The following is a 23,364-nucleotide window of genomic DNA, read 5'->3' on the forward strand; positions in this document are numbered from 1 at the left end:
TCATCAGATGGACCCATGCCGACCTCCACCACCGTCCGCCCCACGACTCCCCCCACGGTGTGGCTGGCTCGCGGCCGCCACGTCGGTGCCGCCGCCGAAGAGGTACTGCGGCGGAATCTCCGCGAGCTCAAAGAGCGTGGTGTGATCCACGACCACCTGGAGGCCCCCGAGGCGGAAGGCGGCCGGGAGCGGGTCTTCGAGGCGCGCTGGGCGGTCGACGGGGACGTGACCGTGCGGGCCCGGCTGGCGCTCGCCGGCGGTTCGGGCGGCGGCCGGGAGTGGGTACTCGCCGCCGAGGCGGAGGCGCCGTGGAACCTCGAGTGGCCGTCGCCCGCGACCATGTTCTGGCCCGACGGCCCCTACGGCCCCGAGCGCCCAGACGGTCCAGACGGCCCGTACGACCCCGACGCCCCCTACGGCCCTCACGGACCCGGCGGATCCGGCGGATCCGGCGGATCCGGCGCCCCCGAGGAGTCAGCCGCCCCGGAGACCGGCTGGGACCGGCTGAGCGGTTCGGATCTGCGGCTGCGGGACATCAACCCGCTGCCCGCGGACGACAAGGACCTGCGGCGCGTGCTGCGTGACGCCGCGCCCGACACCTGGACCGTCCATGTCGTCGTGCACGAGGCGATGACCCCGGACGCGCGGGGCCGCCGCCCGCTCGCCCCGCTGCTGCCGCCCGGCCTGCGGCACCGCGTGGTCGAGCACCGCGCCGCGCCGCACCAGCTGCGCGCCGTGAACTGGGCCCTGCGCGAGTTCGGCGTGGAGGTCCCGCGGGGCGGCGCCGTGGTGCTGCCCGGCGTCCCGGCCCCCGAGGGGTACGACCGAGGCGGGTTCTCCGTGCGCAGCGTCTTCCTGGACGGCTCCCGGCCGGCCGAGCTGATCGACGCGGTGACCCGGTTCGCCCGGACCCCGAGGCCGCTGCCGAAAGGCGCCGACGAGGTCCTCACCGCGCTGCGCGAGGACTGGCATCTGCTGACGCTGGAGGAGGAGCTGGAGCGTGAGCGCGCTCTGGTGGCCATGTACGCCGAGGCGCTGGAGGCCATGACCCGCTCCCGGGATCTGTACCGGGAGGCCGCCGAGCGGGCCAACGAGGCGCTGGCCGCCTACCGGGAGTCCGCCGGCGTACCGGCGCCCACCGCACCGGAGAAGGAGCGGAACCAGGACACCCGCCCCGCCTCCCCGCTCCAGCAGCTGACCCGCACGCTGGAACGCCTCAAGGGCGCCGGCAAGTCCCGGCGGCCGGAGTCCGCCACGGATCGGGGCGAGCCCGACAAGGACGGGCGCGAGCCGGACAGCAGCGAAGCACCGGGCTCCGACGGGCCGTAGCCGCCCCGCCCGAAGAGACGCACGTCCCACCGGTCTCCCCCGCCGTCCGGCGCACCTGCCTGCCCGCGTCCCGTCCCCTCCCCGCGCCAGGTCGGGACCAGTGAGGAAATACAAGGGCCGTATCAGGGAATTGGATGGAGTGGACGGCCCTCTCGCACTCCTCCGTACGCTCCGCGCACTCGCCGGCCTTCAGCCGGTCGCCTCTCCGTTGTTCTCGCCGGACTCAACCGCCGGGCGCCTTGAACCGTCTCAGGTTCAGGGCGCCAACTCGCAGAAAAACTACGGAGCGTAAGGAACCCAATCAGGCGTTCGATTCGTATAAGTTCCATGAAAGCCCTGGAGATCCGGTGGGCGTTGTCGGGAAAGCGGCACGCCGACGGCTTCGCCGGGGCAGCACCGACGAGGGAGAGACGATGCAACCGTTCGCGCTCAACTACGCACGCCCGGCGGCGGAGTTGGACGTCGCCACCCCCTATGCCTATGACCCCGGACGGCAGTTGAACGTCCTCTTCGACGGCCGGATCGCGGCCACCGATCACGCCCTGCTCCGGGAACTGGGGACCACGACGTCCACGGCGGGCTCCAAGACTCACTTCGACGACTGACCACGGACCGTCGACGATGACCGTACTGATCCTGACCAGCGACCAGGACGTGACCGCCGACATGGTGGTCGTGCACCTCAACGCGTCCGGAGTGCCGGTGGTCCGGTTGGACCCCGCCGATCTGACCGGCGGGGTCTCTCTCTCGGGGGAATATGTGCACGGCTCCTTCCGGGGCCATCTGTGGTCCGCCGGGCGGCTGGTGGGCATGGACCGGCTGCGGTCCGTGTGGGTGCGCCGGCCGGGCGCTCCGGCCGCCCACGCGGCCGCGCCGTCCGCCTGGCTGACCGAGGAGTCAGCGCACGCGCTCTACGGCATGCTGCGCGGCACCGGCGCCCGCTGGATGAACCACCCCGACGCGGCCCGCCGGGCCCGTCACAAGCCGTGGCAGCTGCGCCTCGCCCAGCGCAGCGGGCTGCCCGTCCCGGCGACGCTGATCACCACGTTTCCGCAGGCCGCCCGCGACTTCGCGGAGCGCTTCCCGGATCTGGTGGTCAAGCCGGTCTCAGGCGCCCATCCGCAGGAGCCGCCGCAGGCCGTGCCGACCAGCCGGGTGGCGCCCGGCACCGACTTCGCCGCGGTGGCGTTCGGGCCCACGCTGCTCCAGCGCCGGATCGCCAAGCGGGCCGACATCCGGCTCACGGCGGTCGGCGACCGGCTGCTGGCCGCGCGCAAGGCGACCCCGCCCGACGCCGACCCCGACGAGGTCGACGTCCGCTTCGCGGCGCCCGCCGCGCCCTGGGCCGAGGCCGAGGTGCCGCCGCGGATCGCCGAGGGGGTGCGCGCGTACCTGCGCGAGGCGGAACTGGCGTACGGCGCCTTCGACTTCGTGGAGGACGCCGACGGGACCTGGTGGTTCCTGGAGTGCAACCAGTCGGGCCAGTTCGGGTTCGTGGAGGTGGACACGGGCCAGCCGATCGCCCGGACCATCGCCGAGTGGCTGGCCAGGCCCGCACCGGGGCGGCCGGAGCGGACCTGCGACGCGGGCACCACGGTCCCGTGACCGTGATGCCCGCGTCGCAGAGGGTACGGCGGTGTCGTACGGCGGGGTCAGACCGCCAGCGACAGGCCGCTGTCCTCGTCCGGGTCCGCCGCCCGGCCGTCGGTCAGCAGGGCGTCCGCCTTGGCGATGGCGTCATGGATATCGGTGGTGCCCATCATCACGCAGAGCGTGTAACTGACGTCCTCCAACTCGCGTGCCGTGGTCGCGCTCTCCCGCTCCGCCTGGGCGATCTGCAGGGTCGCGTACCGGGTCAGCAGCTTTCTGACGACCTTCGGGTCCGGTACAAGCACGGGGCGCCCCTCTCTCGGTTTTTCGCTGCGTATGCCCGGTCCGTGCCGGACCAATCGCCTCCGGGGGGCGCCATACACAATTGACGCAATACCGTTGCTTACCGCCCGGCGCGCGGGGCGCACGCCGGGCGCGCGCGGGCCCGTCTCACGCCGCCTGTCCGCTGTGCAGGGCCGCGTAGGCGCCGCCCCGGCGGAGCAGTTCCTCGTGGGTGCCGATCTCCTGGATCCGGCCGTCGCCCATCACCACGATCCGGTCCGCGCCCCGCACGGTGGACAGCCGGTGCGCGACCACGAAGGTGGTACGGCCGCGCAGCAGCCGGGCGAGCGCCTGCTGGACCAGCGCCTCCGACTGGGTGTCCAGGGCGGAGGTGGCCTCGTCGAGCACCAGCACCTTGGGGTCCCGGATCAGGGCGCGGGCGATGGCAAGCCGCTGCCGCTGCCCGCCGGACAGCCGTGCGCCGTGCTCCCCCACCAAGGTGTCGAGGCCCTGCGGCAGCCGGTCGACGAACTCCAGCGCGTTGGCGTCCCGGAGGGCCGCGCGGACGGTCTCCTCGTCGGCGTCGTCCATGCCGTAGGCGACGTTCTCGCGGACGGTGCCGTCGAACAGGATCGACTCCTGCGGCACCACCGAGACGAAACGCCGGTAGGTACGCAGATCGAGGGTGGCCATGTCGGTCCCGTCCAGCAGCAGCCGGCCCGCGGTGGGGCGGATGAAGCCGATGACCAGGTTCAGGACCGTGGACTTGCCGGCGCCGGACGCGCCCACCAGGGCGATGGTCTCGCCGGGCGTGACGTCGAGGGCGAAGTCGCGGACGGCGGCCCGCCCGCCGTCGTAGGCGTAGCCGACGCTGTCGAAGGTGACCGCACCGCGCAGCGCGGTGACCTCGGCCTTGCCCTCGTTGTCCTCGAGTTCGGGCGCCTGGAGCACCTCGCCGACCGAGCGGACGGACTCCAGGCCCTTGGAGATGATCGGGGTGAGGCCGGTCAGCGTGGTCACCGAGTTGGTGAGGGTGGTGAGGAACGCACTGAGCATGACGACGTCGCCGGGGGTGACGCCCCAGACGTCGTAGTACGAGATGAGCGCGGCGCCGGCCAGCACCAGGACACCCACCACGTTGAGCACCACCCAGGCCAGCGAGCCGAAGCGGCCGTTGACCAGGTCGAGGCGCATGCCCGAGGTGAGCAGCCGGCGCAGGGTGCCGTCCATGCGGCGCAGGGCCTTGCGCTCCAGGCCGTGGGCGCGGGTGACCGGGATCAGGCGGGTCATCTCGGTCACCCGGGACGACAGGGTCTCCACCTCGTGCCGGAAGTGCTCGTTGTGGGTGCGCAGCCGGGACCGCAGCCGGGCGACGAGAAGGGCGGCGGCCGGCACGACGACCAGGAAGACGGGGAGGAACTCCGGAGTGCGTACGGCGATGATGATCAGGCCGCCGGTGATCACCGTGAGGGCGCCGAGCCCCTGCTCGGCCGTCTGCTGAACCATCTGTTCGACCGTCTCGACGTCGCGGACCACCTTGGCCTGGAGGACGCCGGCGCTGACCCGGGAGTGGTAGCCGATGGACAGTTGCTGCATCCGGGTGCACAGCGCGGAGCGCAGGCCGGTGCCCATGCGGCGGACGCTGCCGTAGAGGAGACGGACGTAGAGCACGTGCAGCGGGTAGTTGACCAGCAGGATGAAGAGGATGATCGCGGTGCTGGTGTAGAGCTGTGCGACGGGCTGGTGCTGGACGACCGTGTCGATGATGGACGCGGTGATCAGCGGCAGCAGCCAGATCGGGCTGTGCTTGAACGTGAAGACGCCGACCGCGGCGGCCAGGCGCCGGCGGTCGGCGCGGAACAGATAGGCGAGGGTGCGCACCGGGTGCTCGCCCCGGTAGCGGTGATCGAGTGGTCTTTCCAACGGCGACGCCATCCGCGGTGATCCTCTCCGGTGACCTGGGAATCCGGTGGCCTCGGGAACAAGGCGCTCTCAGGAAGCGCTTTCTGCCCCGTTCGGCCAGAGGTACACCACCGCGCGGCGGGCGGGTCGGAGCGTCCGCAGCGTGAGACCGGCCGGCGCGCTACACGCCCAGGGTGCGGGCGAGTTCCGTGGTCGCGCGGGCGATCTCGGTGTCCTGCTCGTTCAGCAGGGACCGCAGGGTGCCGCGGCGGGCGCGCACGGCCTGGCGGGCGGCGCGCTCCCAGACCACGGGGTTCTCCCGGTGGTTGAGCAGCTTGGGATAGGCGCTGGCGGTGTGCTCCCACTGCCGGGCCTCGGCGATGCTGGCGAGCAGCCGGATGATCTGCGGGCGGCAGGCGACCCGCGGCGACTGGGCCAGCTCCCACAGGAAGGGGACGGTGGCGGCCGTCGCCTGTTCGACGACGAAGCCGTACTGGCAGATACGGTTTCGCAGTTCGCCGAGTGCGGCCGTCGCGGTGTCGGCGCTGCCGCGGGCGATGTCGTCGAGCAGTCCGGGGATGGCGGCGGCGGAGCCGGTGGAGTCCTGGATCTCGTGCCACGGCACTTCGTCGAGCGACCCCAGGATCGGCTGGTGCTCGGTGCGCTCGGTGCCGGGCTGTCCCGTCGAAGCGGTGCGCATGGCGTGGGGCCTTTCCTGAGCGGTCATGGCAGTAACGAGGAAGCGGTCGACAGTCTGGCCCAGACGGTCTTGCCCGCCGGGGAGTGCGGGGTCCAGCCCCACTCCTCGGACAGGGCGTCGACGATGAACAGGCCGCGGCCGTGTTCCTCCAGGGAGAAGGTGCCGTGCGGCGCGTACACCGGCGGGCTGTCGCCAGGGTCGGAGACGGCGAGCACCAGGTGGTCGTCGCCGCGGGTCAGGCCGAGCCAGACCGCCGAGTCGTCCGCCGGGGCCTGCGGCACCGCGTGCACGACGGCGTTGGCGGCGAGTTCGGTGACCACGAGGGCGGCGTCGTCGCCGCGGTGGTCGAGCGACCAGTCCCGCAGGGTGTCCTGGGTGAAGGCCCGTGCCTGGGCGACGCCCTCCTCGCTGGTCATGATGCGCAGCGCGGCGGATGTGTGATGCGCGAGTGACGGCACGGCATCTCCCTGATGTGACGTCATGGCGGGGCGGCTCCCGGCGGGTTGACGCGCCGTCTATTATCCACGCCGTCGGCTGTCGCGTGCAATTGCACGAGAAATTGCGCGCGTTTCCGGGTAGACAGTTGATGCGTGGGCACAGTGCACAGCGGACCCAACGGCACCTCGGACCCCAGGGAGAGCACGATGTCACCAGTACCGAACGGTGTGCGGGCCAGCACGCTGGACGTCCAGTGGATCAAGAGCAGGCACAGCAACGCGGAGGGCAACTGCGTCGAGGTGGCTCCCCTGACGGACGGGGCGATCGCGCTGCGCAACTCGCGCGACCCGGACGGGCCGGCGCTCGTCTACACCGCCGCCGAGGTCGCGGCCTTCCTGGCGGGCGCGAAGGACGGCGAGTTCGACCACCTGGTGTGAGACGCGCGCCCGCGCGAGCTCACCGGCGCACCACCGTCAACAGCCCTTGATCTCCTGGCATATGCGGCACGAGAGGGTGGAACTGCGATAGGCTGTTCCTCTCTTCTGCCTGTCTGCCGGGAGTCGGGATGTCCGCCGAGTCGCAACGCGTGGTGCGCCTTCGGCCCTATCTGGACCGGGCCGAACCCGCGCCGACCCTGCTGAAGATGCTGGTCGGCGTCCAGTTGGCGGGTCTGCGCGAGGACGCCGGGCTGGCCCAGGACCAGGCGGCGCGCGCCCTCGGCTTCAGCCCGGCCAAGCTGTCACGGATCGAGGCGGGCAAGGGACGCAAGCCGCCGGCCGAGGCGGACGTCCAGGCCCTGCTGAAGCTGTACGAGGCCGACGAGCACGAGGGCTCCGTCCTGCTCGAACTGCTCCGCAGGGCCGGGGAGCCGGGCTGGTGGCAGCGGTACGACAAGCGGCTGATGCCGGAGTGGTTCGACCGGCTGGTCGGACTCCAGGAGGCGGCCGCGGCGATCCGTACCTTCGAGATCCAGTACGTCCCCGGGCTGCTCCAGACTCCGGCGTACGCCCATGCGGTGGTCCGCCGCGGGCTTCCGATCGCACCGGAGAACGAGGTCCGCCGACGGGTCGAACTGCGCACCCGGCGGGCGGAGTTGCTGCGACGGCCGGACGCGCCGCAGCTGTGGGCGATCGTCGACGAGTCCGTGCTGCTGCGGGTCCTCGGCAGCCGGGCCGTCATGCGGGAGCAGCTGGAGCACCTGATCGAGATGGCCCGGCGTCCGCATGTCACCGTCCAGGTGGTGCCGCTGGACGTGACGAACGCGTCGGCACCCGCCATCCCGGTCACCTATCTCCGCTTCGGCGGCCTCGATCTGCCGGACGTGGTCTATCTGGAACACATCCGGAGCGCCAACTTCCTTGAGGACCGCGACGAGACGGAGGAGTACCGGGTGGCGCTGGACCGGCTCGCCGACGAGGCGCTCACCCCACGGGAGTCACTGGCGCTGCTCCGGGAGACGATGGAGCGGCGCTATCCCGCCGAGTGACGGGCGTGGCCACCGGAAGTCGGCTCAGCCGCCGTGCGCGCGATCCCAGACGTACCGGTGCTCGGGGCGGCCCTTCTCGCCGTAGCGCAGACTCAGTCTGACCCGGCCCGTCCGCTCCAGGAGTTTCAGGTACCGCTGTGCCGTCTGCCGGCTCAGTCCGGACCGGGTGGCGACCTCCTGGGTCGAGAGAGGATCCTCGGCCGCCCGCAGGACCTCCCGCACCAGGTCCGCCGTCGCCGCCGAGTGGCCCTTCGGCAGGGTGGACGATCCGGTGGAGGCACCGCCGAGCGCACCGAAGATGCGGTCCACCTGCTCCTGTTCCGCCTCGCCGACACTGCCGAGCGCGCGGCGCAGCGTCACGTAACCCTCCAGCCTGACGCGCAGCCCGGCGAAGGTGAACGGCTTGACGAGGTACTGCAGGACGCCGTGCCGCATCGCGGACTGGACGGTGGCGATGTCGCGCGCCGCCGTCACCATGATGACGTCCGTGTGCAGCCCGCGCTCCCGCATCCGCCGCACGAGCGCGAGCCCGGTGTCGTCGGGGAGGTAGTGGTCGAGGAGGACGAGGTCCACGTCGGTGCGCTCGGAGAAGCCCAGCGCTTCGGCCGCCGTGTGCGCCAGACCCGCCACCCGGAATCCGGGCACCTTGCTGACGTAGGCCGCGTTGATCTCGGCGACCCGGAAGTCGTCGTCCACGACGAGTACGTCGATCACTGTGGATACCCTTCCGTGGAGCACCACAGGGGCGCGGCGCGGGTGTTGCCGTACCAGAGGCTCCTCGTGTCAGACGCCCGACATCACCTCGGGCTTCTCGTCCGGGTGCCGCGCGGCCGAGGCCTCGACCCGGTTGCGGCGCACCGAGGACCAGAAGGAGGCGGCGATCAGGGCCACGCCGATGAGTCCGGTGACGACCTCGTTGACGTGCCACCTGATGCTGACGAGCAGCAGCACGGACAGGGCGCCGATGGCGTAGTGGGCGCCGTGCTCCAGGTAGACGTACTCGTCCAGGGTGCCCTGGCGGACCAGGTAGACGGTCAGGGACCGGACGTACATCGCACCGATGCCCAGGCCCAGCGCCATCCAGAAGATGTCGTTGGTGATGGCGAAGGCGCCGATGACCCCGTCGAAGGAGAAGGAGGCGTCCAGCACCTCCAGGTAGAGGAACATGAAGAACGCGGCCTTGCCGGCGAGCGCGACCGCCGAGGGCTGCCTGCCCGCCTTGCGGGCCTCCTCGTCGGCCTCGTGCTGCTTCTCCTCGTCCTGCTCGAGCTTGTTCTCGAAGTGTCCGGACAGCCCGCCGACGATGAGGTAGGTGATCAGGCCGGCGACGCCGGACAGCAGCACCGTGGCCGACTTGTCGACATGCGCGCCGCCGTGCTGCGCGGCCTGCGTGGCGATGGTGGTCGCGGTGACCAGCAGGGCGATCAGCGCGACGCACACCGACAGGCCGTCGGCGCGGCCCAGCTTGGCGAGCGGCCGCTCCAGCCGGCCCAGCCAGGTGTGCTCGCGCTCCTCGAAGACGAAGTCGAGGAAGATCATCAGCAGGAACATCCCGCCGAAGGCGGCGATGGCCGGGTGGGCGTCGGTGACCAACTGCTCGTACCTGTCGGCGTCGTCGATCGCCAGCTGTACGGCCTCGACGGGCCCGAGTCCGGCGGTGACGGCGACGATCACGACGGGGAAGACCAGACGCATCCCGAACACGGCGATGAGGATGCCGACGGTGAGAAAGAGCTTCTGCCAGAAGGCGTTCATCTTCTTCAGCACGCCCGCGTTCACGACCGCGTTGTCGAACGACAGCGAGATCTCGAGGACGCTCAGGATCGCCACCACGGCGAATCCCTCCCACCCCCAGAGGACGGCGGCCAGGGCGAGTCCCACGGCGGTGACGCCGAAGGACCAGCCGAAGGTTCTCAGAAGCACTGGTTACCCCATCGTCGTTGACACTCACCCGGCCCGGTGCTGTCCGGGAACCGGGCGGGTGAGCGGTTCATGGTGCGGCTCCGACCAGGAGATCCGCCGGAGCCGACTGGGAACCCTAGGCGCGGGGCCCACGGGGCGGAACACCTACGTCACTTAAGCGCGTTCTGCTTGTTCTGCTCATTTCCAACCCGCTCCGCCGCGGGGCGTTTCCGGTATCAGCGCAGGTCAGTGCCACTGGAAGCGATAGTGGTGGTTATCCCGCGCATCGGCGTAGAAAGGACTTATGGTTCGCAGGCGAGCCAAGGGTCTCCAGTCCCTGCTCGGTACCCAGAGCGTCGTAGGCCGGCTGTTCGCCCTCCAGGTGGCGATCGTGGTGCTGCTCGCGGCCGGCACGGTGCTGCTGCTGGTGCTGACGCTGCAGCGCGAGAGCACCCATGACGCCAAGGCCCGCTCACTGGCCGTCGCACACGGTTTCGCGCAGTCCCCGGGGATCGCGGACGCCCTGAAGTCGTCCGACCCGACCGCGGTGCTGCAGCCCCGGGCGGAGGCGGCCAGGAAGGGCTCCGGCGTCGACTTCATCGTCGTGGTGGACCGCGAGGGCATCCGCTACACGCACCCCCGGCCGGAGCGCATCGGCAAGGACAACGACGAGGACATGAGCCCGCTGCTGGCCGGGCGGACGACCCAGAGCAGGACCAGCGGGTCCCTCGGCCCCCAGTACCGGGCCTTCGTGCCGGTCAAGGACGACGACGGCACGGTGGTCGGCGCGGTCAGCGCCGGCGTCACGATCGAGAACGTCGAGAGCAGGGTGACCGAGCAGCTGCCGACCGTGCTGGGGGCCACGGCCGCCGCGGTGCTCGTCACCACGGGCGGGGCGGCGGTGCTCAGCCGGCGCCTGCTGCGCCAGACCCACGGCCTCGGCCCGGCCGAGATCACCCGCCTCTACGAGCACCATGACGCGGTCCTGCACGCCGCGCGGGAGGGCGTCGTGATCGTCGACGGCGACCGCCGTCTGCTGCTCGCCAACGACGAGGCACAGCGGCTGCTCGATCTGCCCGCGGACGCCCAGGGACGCCCTGTCGGCGATCTGGGTCTCGCTCCGCCCACCGCCGAACTGCTGGCCTCCGGCCGTGAGGCGTCCGACGAGGTGCACCTCGCGGGAGCCCGGCTGCTGGCCGTCAATCAGCGGCCCCTCGACCGGTACGGAGGCCCGGCCGGCAGCGTGGTGACCCTGCGGGACTCCACCGAGCTCCAGGTGCTCTCCGGCAGGGTGGCAGCAGCGGGGGAACGCCTCGACATGCTGTACGACGCGGCGGTTCGGATCGGTACCACCCTCGACGTCCGCCGGACGGCCGAGGAGCTGGCCGAGGTGGCGGTACCGAAGTTCGCCGACTTCGTGACCGTCGATCTCGCCGAGCCGGTCCTGCGCGGGGACGAGCCGACGGGCAGGGAGCGGCGGTTCCGCCGTACCGCGCGCGTCGGCATCCGCGCAGACTCTCCGCTGTATCCCACGGGCGCACTGATCGAGTTCGTTCCCTCCACGCCCCAGGTCCGGGGCATGACCACCGGGCGGGGGGTCATCGAACCCGATCTGCGCGACGCTCCCGGGTTCCGGGCACAGGACCCCGAGCGCGCCCAGCGGGTCGCCGACTACGGCATCCACTCCCTCATCACCGCCCCGCTCAGGGCCCGCGGCGTGGTGCTGGGCGTGGCCAATTTCTGGCGCTCGGAGAGGCCCGGGCCGTTCGACGAGGACGACCTGGCCCTGGCCGAGGAGCTGGTGGCCCGGGCCGCGGTGTGCGTCGACAACGCCCGCCGCTACACCCGGGAACACTCCATGGCGGTGACGCTGCAGCGCAGCCTGCTGCCCAGCGGTCTGCCCGAGCAGAACGCCCTGGACATCGCCTACCGCTATCTGCCCGCGCAGCAGGGAGTGGGCGGCGACTGGTTCGACGTGATCCCGCTGTCCGGCGCGCGGGTCGCGCTGGTGGTGGGCGACGTGGTCGGGCAGGGCCTGCACGCCGCGGCCACCATGGGCCGCCTGCGCACCGCCGTCCGCAACTTCTCCGCCCTGGACCTGCCGCCGGACGAGCTCCTCGCCCGCCTCGACGACCTGACGGAGGGCGGCAAGCACAGCGAGGAACCGGCCGGGTTCGCCGACGCGTTCGTCGGCGCGACCTGCCTGTACGCGATCTACGATCCGGTGGCCCGCCGCTGCGCCCTGGCCCGGGCCGGCCACCCCCCGCCCGTGCTGCTGCGGCCCGACCGCACCGTCGAGATCCTGGAGCTGCCCACCGGTCCGCCGCTCGGCGTGGGCGGGCTGCCCTTCGTGGCCGCCGAGGTGGACGTGCCCGAGGGCAGCAGCCTGGTGCTCTACACCGACGGCCTGGTCGAACACCGGGACCGGGACATCGACGAGGCCATCGGCCTGCTGGGCGACACCCTGCGCCACGCGGCCGCGGAGCCGGAGGCGGCGTGCTGCGCGGTGCTCGACGCCGTGCTCCCCAACCCCCCGCGCGACGACGTGGCGCTCCTCGTCGCCCGCACCCGTGCCCTGCCCCCGGACCGGGTGGCGCGCTGGGACGTGCCGCGCGACCCCGCGGCCGTGGGGCAGATGCGCACCGCCGTCACGAACCAGCTCGCCGCATGGGACCTGGAGGAGATCGGCTTCGTCACCGAGCTGATCCTCAGCGAACTGATCACCAACGCCATCCGGTACGCCACCGGCCCCATCGGCGTGCGGCTGCTGTTCGACGGCAAGCTGATCTGCGAGGTGTCCGACGGCAGCAGCACCTCGCCCCATCTGCGGTACGCGGCCACCACGGACGAAGGCGGGCGCGGCCTGTTCCTGGTCGCCCAGCTCGCCGACCGCTGGGGCACCCGCTACACGCCGGACGGCAAGGTCATCTGGTCCGAACAGGCCCTGCCGGACGGATCTCCGGCCTGACCAGAGCCTCAGGGCTTGCGGGCCACGCCGCCGAACTCGATCCATTCGTGGGTGAGCTGGCGGGGTGCCACGTCGGAGTCGGGGCGCCAGGTGGACACCTCCACGAGGCCGGGCTCCAGGATCTGCAGACCCTCGAACCACTCGGCGACGTCCTTCTCCTCGCGGACCCGGCCCCAGTGGCCCTGGGTCGCCTGGTCCATGAAGTTCGTGACGAACTCACGGACCTCGGGGTCCGCGCTGACCAGCTGGCACATCACCAGGAAGCTGCCGGGCGCGAGCCGTTCGGAGACCCGGCGGACCACGGCGAGCGGGCCGTCGGTGTCGCTGTCCGGGATGCAGTGGAAGACCGAGTTGAACAGCACCGCGACCGGCTGGTCGAAGTCGATCAGACGCCGGGTGTCGGGGTGGTCGAAGATCGCCTCGGTCTCGCGCATGTCGGCGTGGATGACGGCGGTGCGCTCGTCCTGCTCCAGCAGCGCGCGGCCGTGGACGAGCACCATCGGGTCGTTGTCGACGTAGACGACGTGGGCGCTGGGGTCGTGGCGCTGGGCGACCTGGTGGACGTTGTCCTGGGTCGGCAGCCCGGAGCCGTGGTCGAGGAACTGCCGGATGCCGTGCTCCGCGGCGAGCGTCTTCACGACGCGCTGGAGGAAGCGCCGGTTGTTCACCGCGAGCCGGCGGGTGCTGGGGACGACCTTGTCCAGTTGCTCGCAGGCCGCGCGGTCGGCGGCGTAGTTGTCCTTGCCGCCGAGGTAGTAGTCGTACATCCGCGCGGCGGTGGGGACGTTCGCGTCGATCTCCGTGGAGAGCTGCTTGCCGTTGTTCATGGTTCCCCCAGCTTCGTGCCGCACCGCGCCGCCTGGCCTCACAGGCTGTACATCCTAGGGATCTGTCGGTCACGGATGCCAGTCCGTGGCGGAAACCGCCGGGGAAGGTGATCCACCGGACCACCTTCCCAACCACGGTGGCGTACCTACGAGTTCAGGTACTCCTCGACACCGGGCGCCTCGTCCGCGTCCTCCACGGTCACCATGCCGCCGACCGCCTTCGCGTCCGGCTTGAGGACGTAGGTGGACAGGGCGGCGGGGCGGTCGACGTCGGAGAAGTCCTGCGGGGTGCCGAGGCCGGTGTCGGCGTTCTTCTGGGAGCGGTGGGTCTTCACCACGTCCTCGCGGGCCAGGCTGCCCGCCTCGCAGGCCTTCTTCAGGTCGGCGCCGAGCAACTGCGCGGCGTTGTAGCCGGAGAGCACACCGGAGTCGACCGGCGAGCCCGGGTACTTCTTCTCGTACGCGGCCACCATCTTCTTGACGCCGGAGAGGTCCGAGCTGACCGCCGGGGCGGCGCTGACGACGTGCAGCATGGCCTCCAGGGCCTTCGCCGCCGGGGTCTTCATCAGCTGGGGCGCGAAGCCGGGGGCGCTGCTGACGATGGGGACGCGCAGCCCTCGGGAGGCGGCGACCCCGGCGAGGGAGGCCGTCTGGGCGGGGCCCGCGCTGATCAGGACGGCCTTCACTCCGGCCTCGCGCAGGGCGGAGACCTGGGCGGACAGATCGGTGTCGGTGGCCTTGATCTTCTGGTCGACGATCTTCAGGCCCGCGCGCTCGGCGGCCCAGGTGGAGCCCTCCAGCGCGTTGGCGCCGTAGTCGCCCTCGAAGTAGACGTGGCCGATCGTGTCGCCCTTCTTCAGGCCCTTGGTCCGGGTGAGGAAGTCGACCGCGGCGATCATGTCGATGTCGTACGTGGTGCCGATGACCTGCACGGCGTCCTTGCCGAGCAGGGAGGCGGCCCAGGCCTGCGGGAAGGTCAGCAGCTGGTCGCGCTCGATGTCGTCGATCAGGGCGGCGACCACCGGGGAGCCGATGACCTGGGGCAGGGCGACGACGTCGGAGGAGAGGTCGGCGTAGGCGGTGACCGCCTTCTGCACGTCGTAGCCGTGGTCCTCGACGACGATCTCGACCTTGCGGCCGCAGATGCCGCCGGCCGCGTTGGTCTCGTCGGCCCACATCTGCTGGGCCTGGACGATGCTCTTGCCGAGGGTGGCGTAGGGGCCGGTGAGGTCGGTCAGGGCGCCGAGGCGGATGCGGTCGTCGGTGACGCCGGGGCCGGTCTTGACGCCGTCGGCGGCGTCGCCGGCCTTGTCGCCGCCGCCCGCCTTGGAGCTGCAGCCGGTGCCCGCGATCAGCAGGGCCGCGAGGGCCGAGGCGAGGAGGGTTTTCGTGGTGCGGGAGGTGTTCACGGCGTGTGCTCCTTGGGTCGTGCGGGTGAGGCGAGGGACGGGGTGACGGGGCTGCGGCGTCGCGTCGCGCGGGCGCGCAGCCGGCGGGTGAGTCCGTGCAGGCCGTCGGGGGCGTAGAGGAGGATGAGGACGATGGCGGCGCCGTAGAGGTAGCGGGCGGCCTCGGTGGGGCCGACGGCTCCCTCGGTGCTGCCGGGGGCGGTGACCAGTGGCAGGTGGTCGGCGTAACGGGTCATCAGCAGGGGCAGCGCGGTGACGAAGACGGCGCCGGCGGTGGCTCCGGCGACCGAGCCGAGTCCGCCGATGACGATCATGGCGAGGTAGTCGACGGAGAGGGCGAGCCCGAAGTAGTCGGGCACGATCCGGCGGAAGCCGAGCGCCAGCAGTGCCCCGGCCAGGCCCGCGTACATCGAGGAGACGACGAAGGCGGCCGAGCGGTAGCGGGCCACGTCGACGCCCATGACGGCGGCGGCGGTCTCGCTGTCGCGTACGGCGACCAGGGCGCGGCCGGGGCGTCCGCGCAGGATGCCGCGAGCGGTGAACCAGGTGAGCGCGAAGAGCGCCAGGCCCAGGTACCAGAGTCGTTCCTCGGCGCCGAACGGCACGCCGAGCACGACCAGTTCGGGGTCGGTGTCGCCGAAGGTGAAGCCGCCGAGGGTGAGCGGCGGGACGGAACGGCCGTTGAAGCCGCCGGTGACGGAGTCCGCGGTGAGCAGGACGTGGTGGCCGAGGAAGACCAGGGCGAGGGTGGCGACGCCCAGGTAGATGCCCTTCACCCGGCCGGCGACCGGGCTGAACAGGCCGCCCGCCGCTCCGGCGAGGAGCACCGCGAGGACGAGGGCGAGGGCGGGCGGCAGGCCGGGGCCGGGTTCGCCGGCCAGCCAGGCGTAGCCGTAGGCGCCGACGGCGAGGAAGAAGGCGTGGCCGAGGGAGAGCTGGCCGGCTGTGCCCGCGAGCAGGCCGAGACCGACGGCGCCGATGGCCGCCGCCATGGCGAACAGGCCGATGCGCAGCCAGAAGGCGTCCAGGTAGAAGGGCAGGGCGGCGAGGAGAAGGGCGGGCAGCAGGAACCGGCCGCGCTTGAGGAGGTCAGACACGGACCGCTCCCTTCGCGCCGAACAGCCCGGTGGGCCGCACGAGGAGGACGAGCACCATCACGGCGTAGGGGGCGACATCGCCGAAGCCCTCGCCGAGGACGTGCAGTTCGGACTGGTAACCGGCGACCAGGGCCTCGGTCAGGCCGATCAGCAGGCTTCCGGCGAGTGCGCCGGGCGGGGAGGCCATGCCGCCGAGGATCGCGGCGGGGAAGGCCTTCAGGGCGATCTGCCCGGTGGTGCGTTCCAGGCCGGGTGCCGGGAAGGCGGCGAGGAACACGGCGGCGAGTGCGGCGAGGGCTCCGGCCAGGCACCAGGCGAGCATGCGCACCCGGGTGAGCCGTACGCCCATCAGGGCCGCCGCCTCCAGATCCTCGGACGCCGCGCGCAGGGACAGGCCCCAGGCGGTGTACCGGAACACGGCGAAGACGGCGCCGATGACGACGGCGGACACCGCGATCGCGGCGAGGCGGCTGTCGGCGACGGTGATCGAGCCGACGCGGGTGACCGAGTCGCCCCAGGGGTCACCGAGGGTGAGCAGGTCACCGCCGATGCGCCGGGCCAGGTCGGTGACCAGGACGATGTCGACGCCGATGGTCACGATGGTCTGCACATGGGCGGCCTTCGGGTCCCGGTCGCCGCCGCGCAGCAGCAGCAGCCGGTCCATGGCGCCGGCCACGAGTCCCGTCACCAGGACGGCCGCCGCGAGGGCGCCGGCGAAGCCGAGGTCGTCGTGGAGGACGGCGGTGAGGTAGCCGCCGAGCAGCAGGAGGGAGCCGTGGGCGAAGTTGAGCACACCGGAGGCCTTGAAGATGACGACGAAGCCGAGGGCGACCAGGGCGTAGACCGCGCCGAGCGCGAGGCCGTTGAGCAGGTGGTCCAGGAAGCCGGTCATGCCGCGTCCTCCCCCGTCTCGTCGGTGCCGAGGTAGGCGCGCAGCACCTCGGGGTCGCGCCGGACCTCCTCGGGGGTGCCGTGGGCGATGGCCCGGCCGAAGTCGAGGACGGTGACCTCGTCGGCGAGGCGCATGACCAGGCCCATGTCGTGTTCGACGAGCACGACGGACAGGCCGAGTCGGGCGCGGACGTCGCGGATGACCTCGGCCGTACGGGTGCGTTCGGCGCCGTTCATGCCGGCCACGGGCTCGTCGAGGAGCAGCACGCGCGGCTCCAGGCACAGGGCGCGGGCGAACTCGACGCGCTTGCGGTCGCCGTAGGACAGGACCGCGACCGGGGTGTCGAAGTGGTCGCCGAGTCCGGTGAGCTCGGCGATCTCGCGGGCGCGGTCGCGGTGCGTGCGCTGTTCCCGTACGGCACTGGGGAGCCGTAGGGCGCTGGCGGCGAAGCCCGCGCGGGTCAGGGCGTGGCGGCCGAGCATGAGGTTGTCGGCGACCGTGCCCTCGGTGGTGACGATGTTCTGGAAGGTGCGGGCCACGCCGAGGCGGGCGATGCGGTGCGGGGCGAGCCGGGTCAGGTCGGTGCCGTCGAGCCGGACGGTGCCGGACGCGGGGCGGGTGAGCCCGGACAGGACGTTGAAGCAGGTGGACTTGCCCGCCCCGTTGGGTCCGATCACCGCGTGCACCGAGCCGGGCGCGACGGTGAAGGAGACGGCGTCGAGCGCGGTGAGACCGGCGAACCGGACGGTGACGTCCTGAACGGCCAGCTCGGGGGGCGGTGTGGTGCGGTCGGTCACGCGGCCCCCTGACCGTCTTCGGAGCCGTCCTCGGATCCGTCCTCGGAACCGTCTTCGGACTCACCGAGGTAGAGGCGGCGTACGGCGTCCGTGCGGGCGAGTTCGTCGGCGGGGCCGGACAGGCGGACCTCGCCGACCTCGAGGACGTGGGCGTGGCGGGCGAGCGACAGGGCCATGCCGGCGTTCTGCTCGACCAGCAGCACGGCCGTGCCCTGTGCGTTGATCTCGCGGACGACCTCGGCGATCCGGTTCACCATCAGCGGGGCGAGCCCGAGGGAGGGCTCGTCCAGCAGGAGCAGCCGCGGGGCGGCCATCAGGGCGCGGCCGATGGCGAGCATCTGCTGCTCCCCGCCGGAGAGCAGTCCGGCGGGCTGGCCGGTGCGTTCGGCGAGCCGGGGGAAGAGCGCGAAGACGCGGTCGCGGGACTCGCGGACCAGGGCGGGGCTGCGGCGGCCGAGGCCCAATCCGCCGGTGCGCAGGTTCTCGTCGACCGTCAGACCGGCGAACACCCGCCTGCCCTCGGGGACCTGGACGACTCCGGCGCGGACGGCCGCGACGGGGTCCCGGCCGTCGAGTTCGGTGTCGCCGTAGCGGATCCGGCCGGCCGTGACCGTTCCGCGGTGCAGGCGCAGGGTGCCGGAGACCGCCCGCAACAGGGTGGTCTTTCCGGCGCCGTTGGCGCCCAGCAGGGCGACGACGACGCCGTGCGGGACGGTCAGGGACACGGAGCGGAGTGCGGACAGGGCGCGGCCGTACGTCACGTCGAGACCTTCGACGTGCAGCGCGGGCTCGTCGTCCGGTGGGCTTTCGGGCATCGCGGCTCCTCGGACCCGTGCCGCACGGGCACGGGTGTTCGGGGGAAGGGGAGCTCACGACAGCACGGGCGCGGAGGCCGGTACAGGGTTCTCGTGGTGGTGGGTGCGCGGTCCCAGCCGGGGGGCCGGGGGGTTGTGCGTCTGCCCAGCGGTCAGGGGGCGACGGGCCGCGTTCAGTGGGGCAGCAGGCGGCGGGCCGTCAGCGCCAGGCTGATCTCGACCAGGTCGGAGGGGCGGGCCAGGGAGCGTTCGGTGAGCTGCTCGAAGCGGCGCAGGCGGTTGAGGACGGTGTTGCGGTGGCAGTACAGGCGCTCGCCCGCGCGTTGCGCGGAGCCGTCGCAGGCCAGCCAGGTGGCGACGGTGTCCAGCAGGGTCTCGCGGTCGGCGGGCTCCACGCGGTCCAGCGGGCCGAGGACCCGTTCGGCGAGGGTGGCACCGAGTTCGGGGGACGAGACGACGAGGGCCGCGGGCAGATGCTCGGTGAGCCGGATGGTGCCACCGTCGGCGGGGCACATCCGCAGCGCCGTGTCCGCGAGCCGGCGGGCCTCGCCGACGGAGGCAAGACCGTCGACGACGCCGCCGACGCCGATCCTGGTCCCGGGGTCGCCCGTCGGCTCCGGCAGGCCTCCGTCGTCGCCGAGCAGGACGATGCCGTAGTCCACCTCGACGCCCGCGTGCCAGTGGACGCGCGCCCCGCCCCGGACGACGGCGGCGCCTCGGGCACCGCTGAGCCCGCCGTCGGCGACCGCGACCACGACGTACCGGCCGTGCTCCGGCAGGTCCAGGGCCCGCGCGGTCTCCGGCAGGTCGGCGATGCGGCTGGTGCCGTCGAGGAGGGCGGCGGCCAGCAGCCGTACCTGGTTCTCGCGCCGCCAGGTCAGCTGCCGTTCGACCTGGCGGTAGGCGTCGGTGACGATCGTGCAGTGCTCGTCGACGAAGTTCCACACGTCGGCCGCGACATGGACCAGCAGCCGGACGTCCTCGGGCGCGCGCCGGGAGGTCTCCTCGACCAGCCCCTGCCACACCAGGGAGCCGCCCAGCCGGAACGCGTGCAGCACCGCGTCCAGCGGCAGCCCCTGCTCGGCGCGGGTGGCGCCGATCCGCCAGGAGCAGCGGCGCGCCCCGTCGCGGGCGCCGCGCGGGTCGAGCAGCGAGGCCACGCTGTGCCGCAGCGACCGGTGCATCTCCTGCCAGACGGCGACCGGGTCGCTCTCCACGGCGGCCCGGTAGGCGGGTTCCTGGTCCTGTACGACGGCCAGCAGACGGTCGGTCAGCTCGGCCAGGTCGTCCATCAGCACGCGCGCGGCGCGGTGCAGGACGCGAATGGCCTCGGCGTCGATCAGCGACCGGACGCGCCGGGTGCGCGGCTGCGGTACGGCGGTCGCCACCGGGTGGGGCGCCGCCGTTCGGGTCCGTACGGCAGGGTGCATCGCGGTCCTCCCCCAAGGTCGGGCTTCGCGGCGGCGTCTCGGTGCCGGGCCTGCTCCCCGAGGCCCGTGCGGTGGCCGCCGCCTGACTCGTCCTGCCCGGAAGGATGACATACCGTCTGGTCGGTCCCTAGAGTTGTGCACAGGTCTTTTCCGCCCGTTCGACCAGGCGGGCCAGTTCCACCCGGGACCGTACACCGAGTGCCGCGAAGACGTTGCGGAGGTGGTAGTCGACGGTGCGGGTGCTCACCGAGAGGCTCCGGGCCACCTCCCGGTTGGTGGCGCCCTGGGCGACGTACCGGGCGATCCGCCACTGCTGCGGGGTCAGCCGCGCCAGCGCGCCGGGGCCGGCACCGCTCGTCGCGGCGCCGTTCGCCCGCAGTTCGGCTCGGGCCTGCTCCGCCCAGACCGCGGCGCCGCAGCGGTCGAAGCCGACCAGCGCGGCGCCGAGCCGGTCACGGGCCTCGCGCGGTCTGCGGCGCCGCCGCAGCCACTTGCCGTACAGCAGTTCCGTGCGGGCCCGTTCGAAGTCGCCGCCCGCCTGGTCGTGCAGTGCCAGGGCCCGTACGTACAGCTCACCGGCCCGCTCCGGCGGGGACAGCAGGGCACGGCAGCGCAGCAGCTGGGCGGGGGCCTGCGGGTCGGCGCCGAAGCCGGCCCAGGCGGCGAAGTCCGGTACGGCGCGCCGGGCGTCCTCGGGGCGGCCGGCGAGCACGGCGGCCTCCACGAAGCACGGGACGGCCAGCATCCAGACGGCGAAGTGCCCGCGCCGGGGGCCGGGGGACACCAGCGGGCCGAGCCGGTCCGCCGCCTCCAGGGGACGGCCCCGGCCCAGGTCGGCGCGGGCCGCCGCCCACTGGGCGAGGGTGGCCGGCTGCGCCAGCCCGTGGGCGCGGGCCGTCGCCAGGGCGGCGGCCACATGTCCGTCCACGGCGGTGGGCTCGCCCTCGATGGACGCGGCGAGCGCCAGTACGGCGTGATGGTGCGCCGCCGTGTTGCGCTGCCCGGTGCGCCGGGCGGCCCGCAGACCCTCCTCGGCGTGCGTCCGCGCCTGCGCGTGGCGGCCGGCGCGCAGCTCCGCGTAGGCCAGGTACTCCAGCGCCTGCGGGACCAGCGCGGCGGAGCCCCGGATCCGGGCCGCGGCCAACGCCCGCGCGCCTGCCCGGGCCGCCGCCGCCAAGTCCCCGAGCACCAGCGCCGCGGCCGCGGCCCGCAGCAGGTCCTGCGGTTCCTCGGCGGTACGGGCCCGGTCCACGACCCGGCGCAGGGGCACACCGGCGAGGTCGAGCCGGCCGTCGAGGAGGGCACCGAGGCCCCGGCGATAGTCGTGGTGGTTCGGGAGCAGGAGCGATCCGGCGGCCGCCGGTGCGTGGGCCTGCTCGGGGGTGCCGTCGAGGGCTCCCTGGCCGGCTGCGAACGCCGGGCCGGGTGCCTCACCCGCGCCGCCCAGCCCGCCGCCCCGACTGGGCGGACACACGTCGCCGGGGCCCTGCCCCGCGCCACCGAGCCCATCCCGGCCCTCCGGCAACGCCTGCCCAAGCTCACGCCCCGCGCCGCCGAACCCATCCCGGCAATCCGGCAACGCCTGCCCCGGCCCACGCCCCGCGCCACTCAGCGCGTCCCGGCACACCGCCGACGCCAGCCCGAGCCCCCGCCCCACGCCGCTCAACGCAGCCCGACAAGCCGGAAACGCCTGGCCAGGTCCCTCCCCCGCGCCGCTCAGCCCGTCCCGACAGGACCGGAACACGTCGCCGGGGCCCTGCCCCGCGCCGCCGAGCCCACCCCGACAGGCCAGAGCACACGCCCCGCCCCCCAGTGCCTCCCGTAAGGCCGGCAAGTCGCCTGCGGCCCAAGCCGCGTCAGCGGCGGCGAGGGCGGCGGAGGCCGCCTGGGCGGGGGCGACGGGGGCGAGGAGTGCGGCGGCGGAGAGCAGGGAGGCGCGGGCGTCCGCGACCGGTCCGTCCAGCAGTTCCGCGAGGCCGCGGACCAGCTCGGCTCGGCCACGGGACAAGTCCGCTCGGCCGCGTATCAGGTCCGCTCGGCCGCGTACCAAGTCCGGGCCCGGGTCGCGGTCGGCCTCGGTGAGCAGGCGGACGGCCCGCCGGGGGCGGCCCGCGAGGAGTTCCTGTTCGGCGGCGGTCGTGTACCGCTCGCGGCGCGCGGGGCCGGGCGGGGTCAGTTCCGCGGCGCGGGTGAACGCCGCGGCGCGCAGCGGGTGTGCGGGCGCGGTCGCCGCGACCGCCGCCAGCTGGGCCGCTCGCGCGGGCGCCGGTGCGGTCGTCGCCCAGGCCGTGTGGAGAAGGGCGGGCAGGTCCTGGCCCTCGGCGCGCAGCACCTGGGCGAGGGCTCGGTGGGCCGCGCGGCGCTGGTCGGGGGTGGCCGCGGCGTAGACGGCTCGTCGGGCGAGCGGGGCCGTGAAGCGGAGGCGGCCGTCGGAGAGGACCAGGGCGTCGGGGAGCGGCAGGCGGGACGGCGATCGGGGCGACAGGCGTTCCCGCGCGGCGTGGACGAGGGCGGCGTCGGCCTCCGGGTGCTCCGTGCCCCGTAACGCGGCGGCCGTGACGAGCAGCAGGTCGGCGGCGGAGGGCGTCGGTGCCGTCGGCCACTCCCCCGTGACGCCGGTCAGGACCCGGGCGTCGGCGAGCGGCCGGGGCGGGTCCTGGCCGCCGGTGAGCTGCGCGGGAGTGAGGCGGCGGACCATCGCCAGCAGCAGGGCCGGGTTGCCCTCTGCCTCCTCCAGCAGGTCGTCGCGCAGCGCGGGGTCGACGGCGCCGCCCGTCACCTCGTCCAGGAGCGCCGCGGCTGTCGACGGGGTCAGCGGGTGCAGCGGCAGGGCGGGCAGCGCGGCGAAGTCCCGGTCGGCCGGTCCGGGCGTTACGGCGGTCAGGAGGAGGCCGACGCGGCCGGCGCCGGGGAGGTGGCGGGCGGCGTGGGCGAGGGCGGTGCGCGAGGGGGCGTCCCACCGGTGCGCGTCGTCCAGGCACACCAGGAGGGGGGCGTCCCGGGCCGCGGTGCGGAAGGCGTCCAGGAGGGTCTGTGGTGCGCTCCTGGGGTCCAGGGCGTCGGCGGGCGCGCGGCCCGCGGCCGTGGCGAGCGCCCGCACGCCGCCGTACGGCCGGGGCTCGGGCGCGTCGCAGCGGACGTACAGCACCGGTCCGGCCCGGAAGGCGCGGGCGGCCTCGTCGAGGAGGGTCGTACGGCCGACTCCGGGCTCGCCGGTCACGAGGAGCACGGCGCTGCCCGTCCGCAGCCGGTCCGGCACCGCGGCCAGCGTGCGCCGCTCCACGCTCCGCCCGTGAATCGGCGGGGCCGTCGGCACGGTCGTCTGTCCGGTCATTCCCGCGACGTTACGCGCGAGTAACGGCGGCCGGAAGGCGGACGTCCGTGTCCCGCCGGGCGTCTGTGCCGCCGCCCAACCGCCGGGCCCGCGCCGCGTGCGGGCGCACAACGCGCCGCGCCGGCCACGGCGGCCGCGCCGGGTGCGCGACCGCCGTGGTGCTCAG

General features: G+C 73.4%; 20 protein-coding genes. 6 read left to right on the forward strand and 14 right to left on the reverse strand.

Annotated features, from left to right (window positions below):
- The first annotated feature begins 15 nt into the window (after positions 1-15).
- The 3 genes from ACZ42A_RS25315 to tgmB all read left to right on the forward strand — a co-directional run bounded on the left by ACZ42A_RS25315 (position 16) and on the right by tgmB (position 2,934).
- Positions 16-1,329: a hypothetical protein gene (locus ACZ42A_RS25315; RefSeq protein ID WP_468529529.1), complete on the forward strand. Its 1,314-nt coding sequence runs from the start codon at positions 16-18 to the stop codon at positions 1,327-1,329.
- 413 nt (positions 1,330-1,742) lie between these two features.
- Complete coding sequence (gene tgmA / locus ACZ42A_RS25320) at positions 1,743-1,934, forward strand: putative ATP-grasp-modified RiPP (RefSeq protein WP_073939799.1); 192 nt, start codon at positions 1,743-1,745, stop codon at positions 1,932-1,934.
- A 16-nt stretch (positions 1,935-1,950) separates the two neighbouring features.
- The gene (tgmB, locus tag ACZ42A_RS25325; protein ID WP_468529530.1) at positions 1,951-2,934 is read left to right on the forward strand and encodes an ATP-grasp ribosomal peptide maturase; all 984 of its coding nucleotides are present in this window, start codon (positions 1,951-1,953) and stop codon (positions 2,932-2,934) included.
- A gap of 47 nt (positions 2,935-2,981) precedes the next feature.
- On the opposite strand, the gene ACZ42A_RS25330 is transcribed toward tgmB, so the two are convergent.
- The 4 genes from ACZ42A_RS25330 to ACZ42A_RS25345 all read right to left on the reverse strand — a co-directional run bounded on the left by ACZ42A_RS25330 (position 2,982) and on the right by ACZ42A_RS25345 (position 6,285).
- Positions 2,982-3,224 carry a DUF5133 domain-containing protein gene (locus ACZ42A_RS25330; protein ID WP_468529531.1) on the reverse strand — a complete coding sequence of 81 codons (243 nt, stop codon included), beginning with the start codon at positions 3,222-3,224 and terminating at the stop codon, positions 2,982-2,984.
- Between the two features lie 145 nt (positions 3,225-3,369).
- On the reverse strand, positions 3,370-5,136 hold the full coding sequence (locus ACZ42A_RS25335; RefSeq protein WP_468529532.1) for an ABC transporter ATP-binding protein: 1,767 nt from the start codon (positions 5,134-5,136) through the stop codon (positions 3,370-3,372).
- A 148-nt stretch (positions 5,137-5,284) separates the two neighbouring features.
- Entirely contained in the window at positions 5,285-5,803 is a 519-nt protein-coding gene (locus ACZ42A_RS25340; protein ID WP_468529533.1) for a hypothetical protein, read from the reverse strand.
- A 23-nt stretch (positions 5,804-5,826) separates the two neighbouring features.
- Positions 5,827-6,285, reverse strand: coding sequence for an ATP-binding protein (locus ACZ42A_RS25345; protein ID WP_468529534.1), 459 nt, complete (start codon positions 6,283-6,285; stop codon positions 5,827-5,829).
- Between the two features lie 162 nt (positions 6,286-6,447).
- Between ACZ42A_RS25345 and ACZ42A_RS25350 the strand changes: the two genes are divergently transcribed.
- Both ACZ42A_RS25350 and ACZ42A_RS25355 read left to right on the forward strand, forming a co-directional pair.
- Positions 6,448-6,678: a DUF397 domain-containing protein gene (locus ACZ42A_RS25350; protein ID WP_468529535.1), complete on the forward strand. Its 231-nt coding sequence runs from the start codon at positions 6,448-6,450 to the stop codon at positions 6,676-6,678.
- A 128-nt stretch (positions 6,679-6,806) separates the two neighbouring features.
- Positions 6,807-7,727, forward strand: coding sequence for a helix-turn-helix domain-containing protein (locus ACZ42A_RS25355; RefSeq protein WP_468529536.1), 921 nt, complete (start codon positions 6,807-6,809; stop codon positions 7,725-7,727).
- Positions 7,728-7,751: 24 nt separating this feature from the next.
- Here ACZ42A_RS25355 and ACZ42A_RS25360 read toward each other — a convergent pair whose 3' ends face one another.
- Positions 7,752-8,441 carry a response regulator gene (locus ACZ42A_RS25360; RefSeq protein ID WP_468529537.1) on the reverse strand — a complete coding sequence of 230 codons (690 nt, stop codon included), beginning with the start codon at positions 8,439-8,441 and terminating at the stop codon, positions 7,752-7,754.
- A gap of 69 nt (positions 8,442-8,510) precedes the next feature.
- Entirely contained in the window at positions 8,511-9,650 is a 1,140-nt protein-coding gene (locus ACZ42A_RS25365) for a DUF475 domain-containing protein (RefSeq protein ID WP_468529538.1), read from the reverse strand.
- A 283-nt stretch (positions 9,651-9,933) separates the two neighbouring features.
- Here ACZ42A_RS25365 and ACZ42A_RS25370 point away from each other — a divergent pair, with 283 nt between their 5' ends.
- Complete coding sequence (locus ACZ42A_RS25370; protein ID WP_468529539.1) at positions 9,934-12,597, forward strand: SpoIIE family protein phosphatase; 2,664 nt, start codon at positions 9,934-9,936, stop codon at positions 12,595-12,597.
- A gap of 8 nt (positions 12,598-12,605) precedes the next feature.
- On the opposite strand, the gene ACZ42A_RS25375 is transcribed toward ACZ42A_RS25370, so the two are convergent.
- The 8 genes from ACZ42A_RS25375 to ACZ42A_RS25410 all read right to left on the reverse strand — a co-directional run bounded on the left by ACZ42A_RS25375 (position 12,606) and on the right by ACZ42A_RS25410 (position 23,198).
- Positions 12,606-13,424, reverse strand: a complete 819-nt coding sequence (locus ACZ42A_RS25375) for an SAM-dependent methyltransferase (protein WP_468529540.1) — start codon at positions 13,422-13,424, stop codon at positions 12,606-12,608.
- A 146-nt stretch (positions 13,425-13,570) separates the two neighbouring features.
- Positions 13,571-14,833: an ABC transporter substrate-binding protein gene (locus ACZ42A_RS25380; protein WP_468529541.1), complete on the reverse strand. Its 1,263-nt coding sequence runs from the start codon at positions 14,831-14,833 to the stop codon at positions 13,571-13,573.
- On the reverse strand, positions 14,830-15,930 hold the full coding sequence (locus tag ACZ42A_RS25385; RefSeq protein WP_468529542.1) for a branched-chain amino acid ABC transporter permease: 1,101 nt from the start codon (positions 15,928-15,930) through the stop codon (positions 14,830-14,832). Before ACZ42A_RS25385 ends, ACZ42A_RS25380 begins: the two co-directional genes overlap by 4 nt.
- A complete protein-coding gene (locus ACZ42A_RS25390; protein WP_468529543.1) occupies positions 15,923-16,822 on the reverse strand; it encodes a branched-chain amino acid ABC transporter permease in 900 nt (299 codons plus the stop codon). Before ACZ42A_RS25390 ends, ACZ42A_RS25385 begins: the two co-directional genes overlap by 8 nt.
- Positions 16,819-17,619, reverse strand: coding sequence for an ABC transporter ATP-binding protein (locus ACZ42A_RS25395; protein ID WP_468529544.1), 801 nt, complete (start codon positions 17,617-17,619; stop codon positions 16,819-16,821). Before ACZ42A_RS25395 ends, ACZ42A_RS25390 begins: the two co-directional genes overlap by 4 nt.
- Positions 17,616-18,434 (reverse strand): ABC transporter ATP-binding protein, encoded by an 819-nt coding sequence (locus ACZ42A_RS25400; protein ID WP_468529545.1) that lies wholly within the window; start codon positions 18,432-18,434, stop codon positions 17,616-17,618. The genes ACZ42A_RS25395 and ACZ42A_RS25400 overlap by 4 nt, the downstream gene beginning before the upstream one ends.
- A gap of 173 nt (positions 18,435-18,607) precedes the next feature.
- A complete protein-coding gene (locus tag ACZ42A_RS25405; protein WP_468529546.1) occupies positions 18,608-19,864 on the reverse strand; it encodes a PucR family transcriptional regulator in 1,257 nt (418 codons plus the stop codon).
- Between the two features lie 127 nt (positions 19,865-19,991).
- Complete coding sequence (locus ACZ42A_RS25410) at positions 19,992-23,198, reverse strand: LuxR C-terminal-related transcriptional regulator (protein WP_468529547.1); 3,207 nt, start codon at positions 23,196-23,198, stop codon at positions 19,992-19,994.
- Positions 23,199-23,364 lie beyond the last annotated feature (166 nt).

This window comes from Streptomyces sp. NPDC030838 (assembly GCF_055572035.1).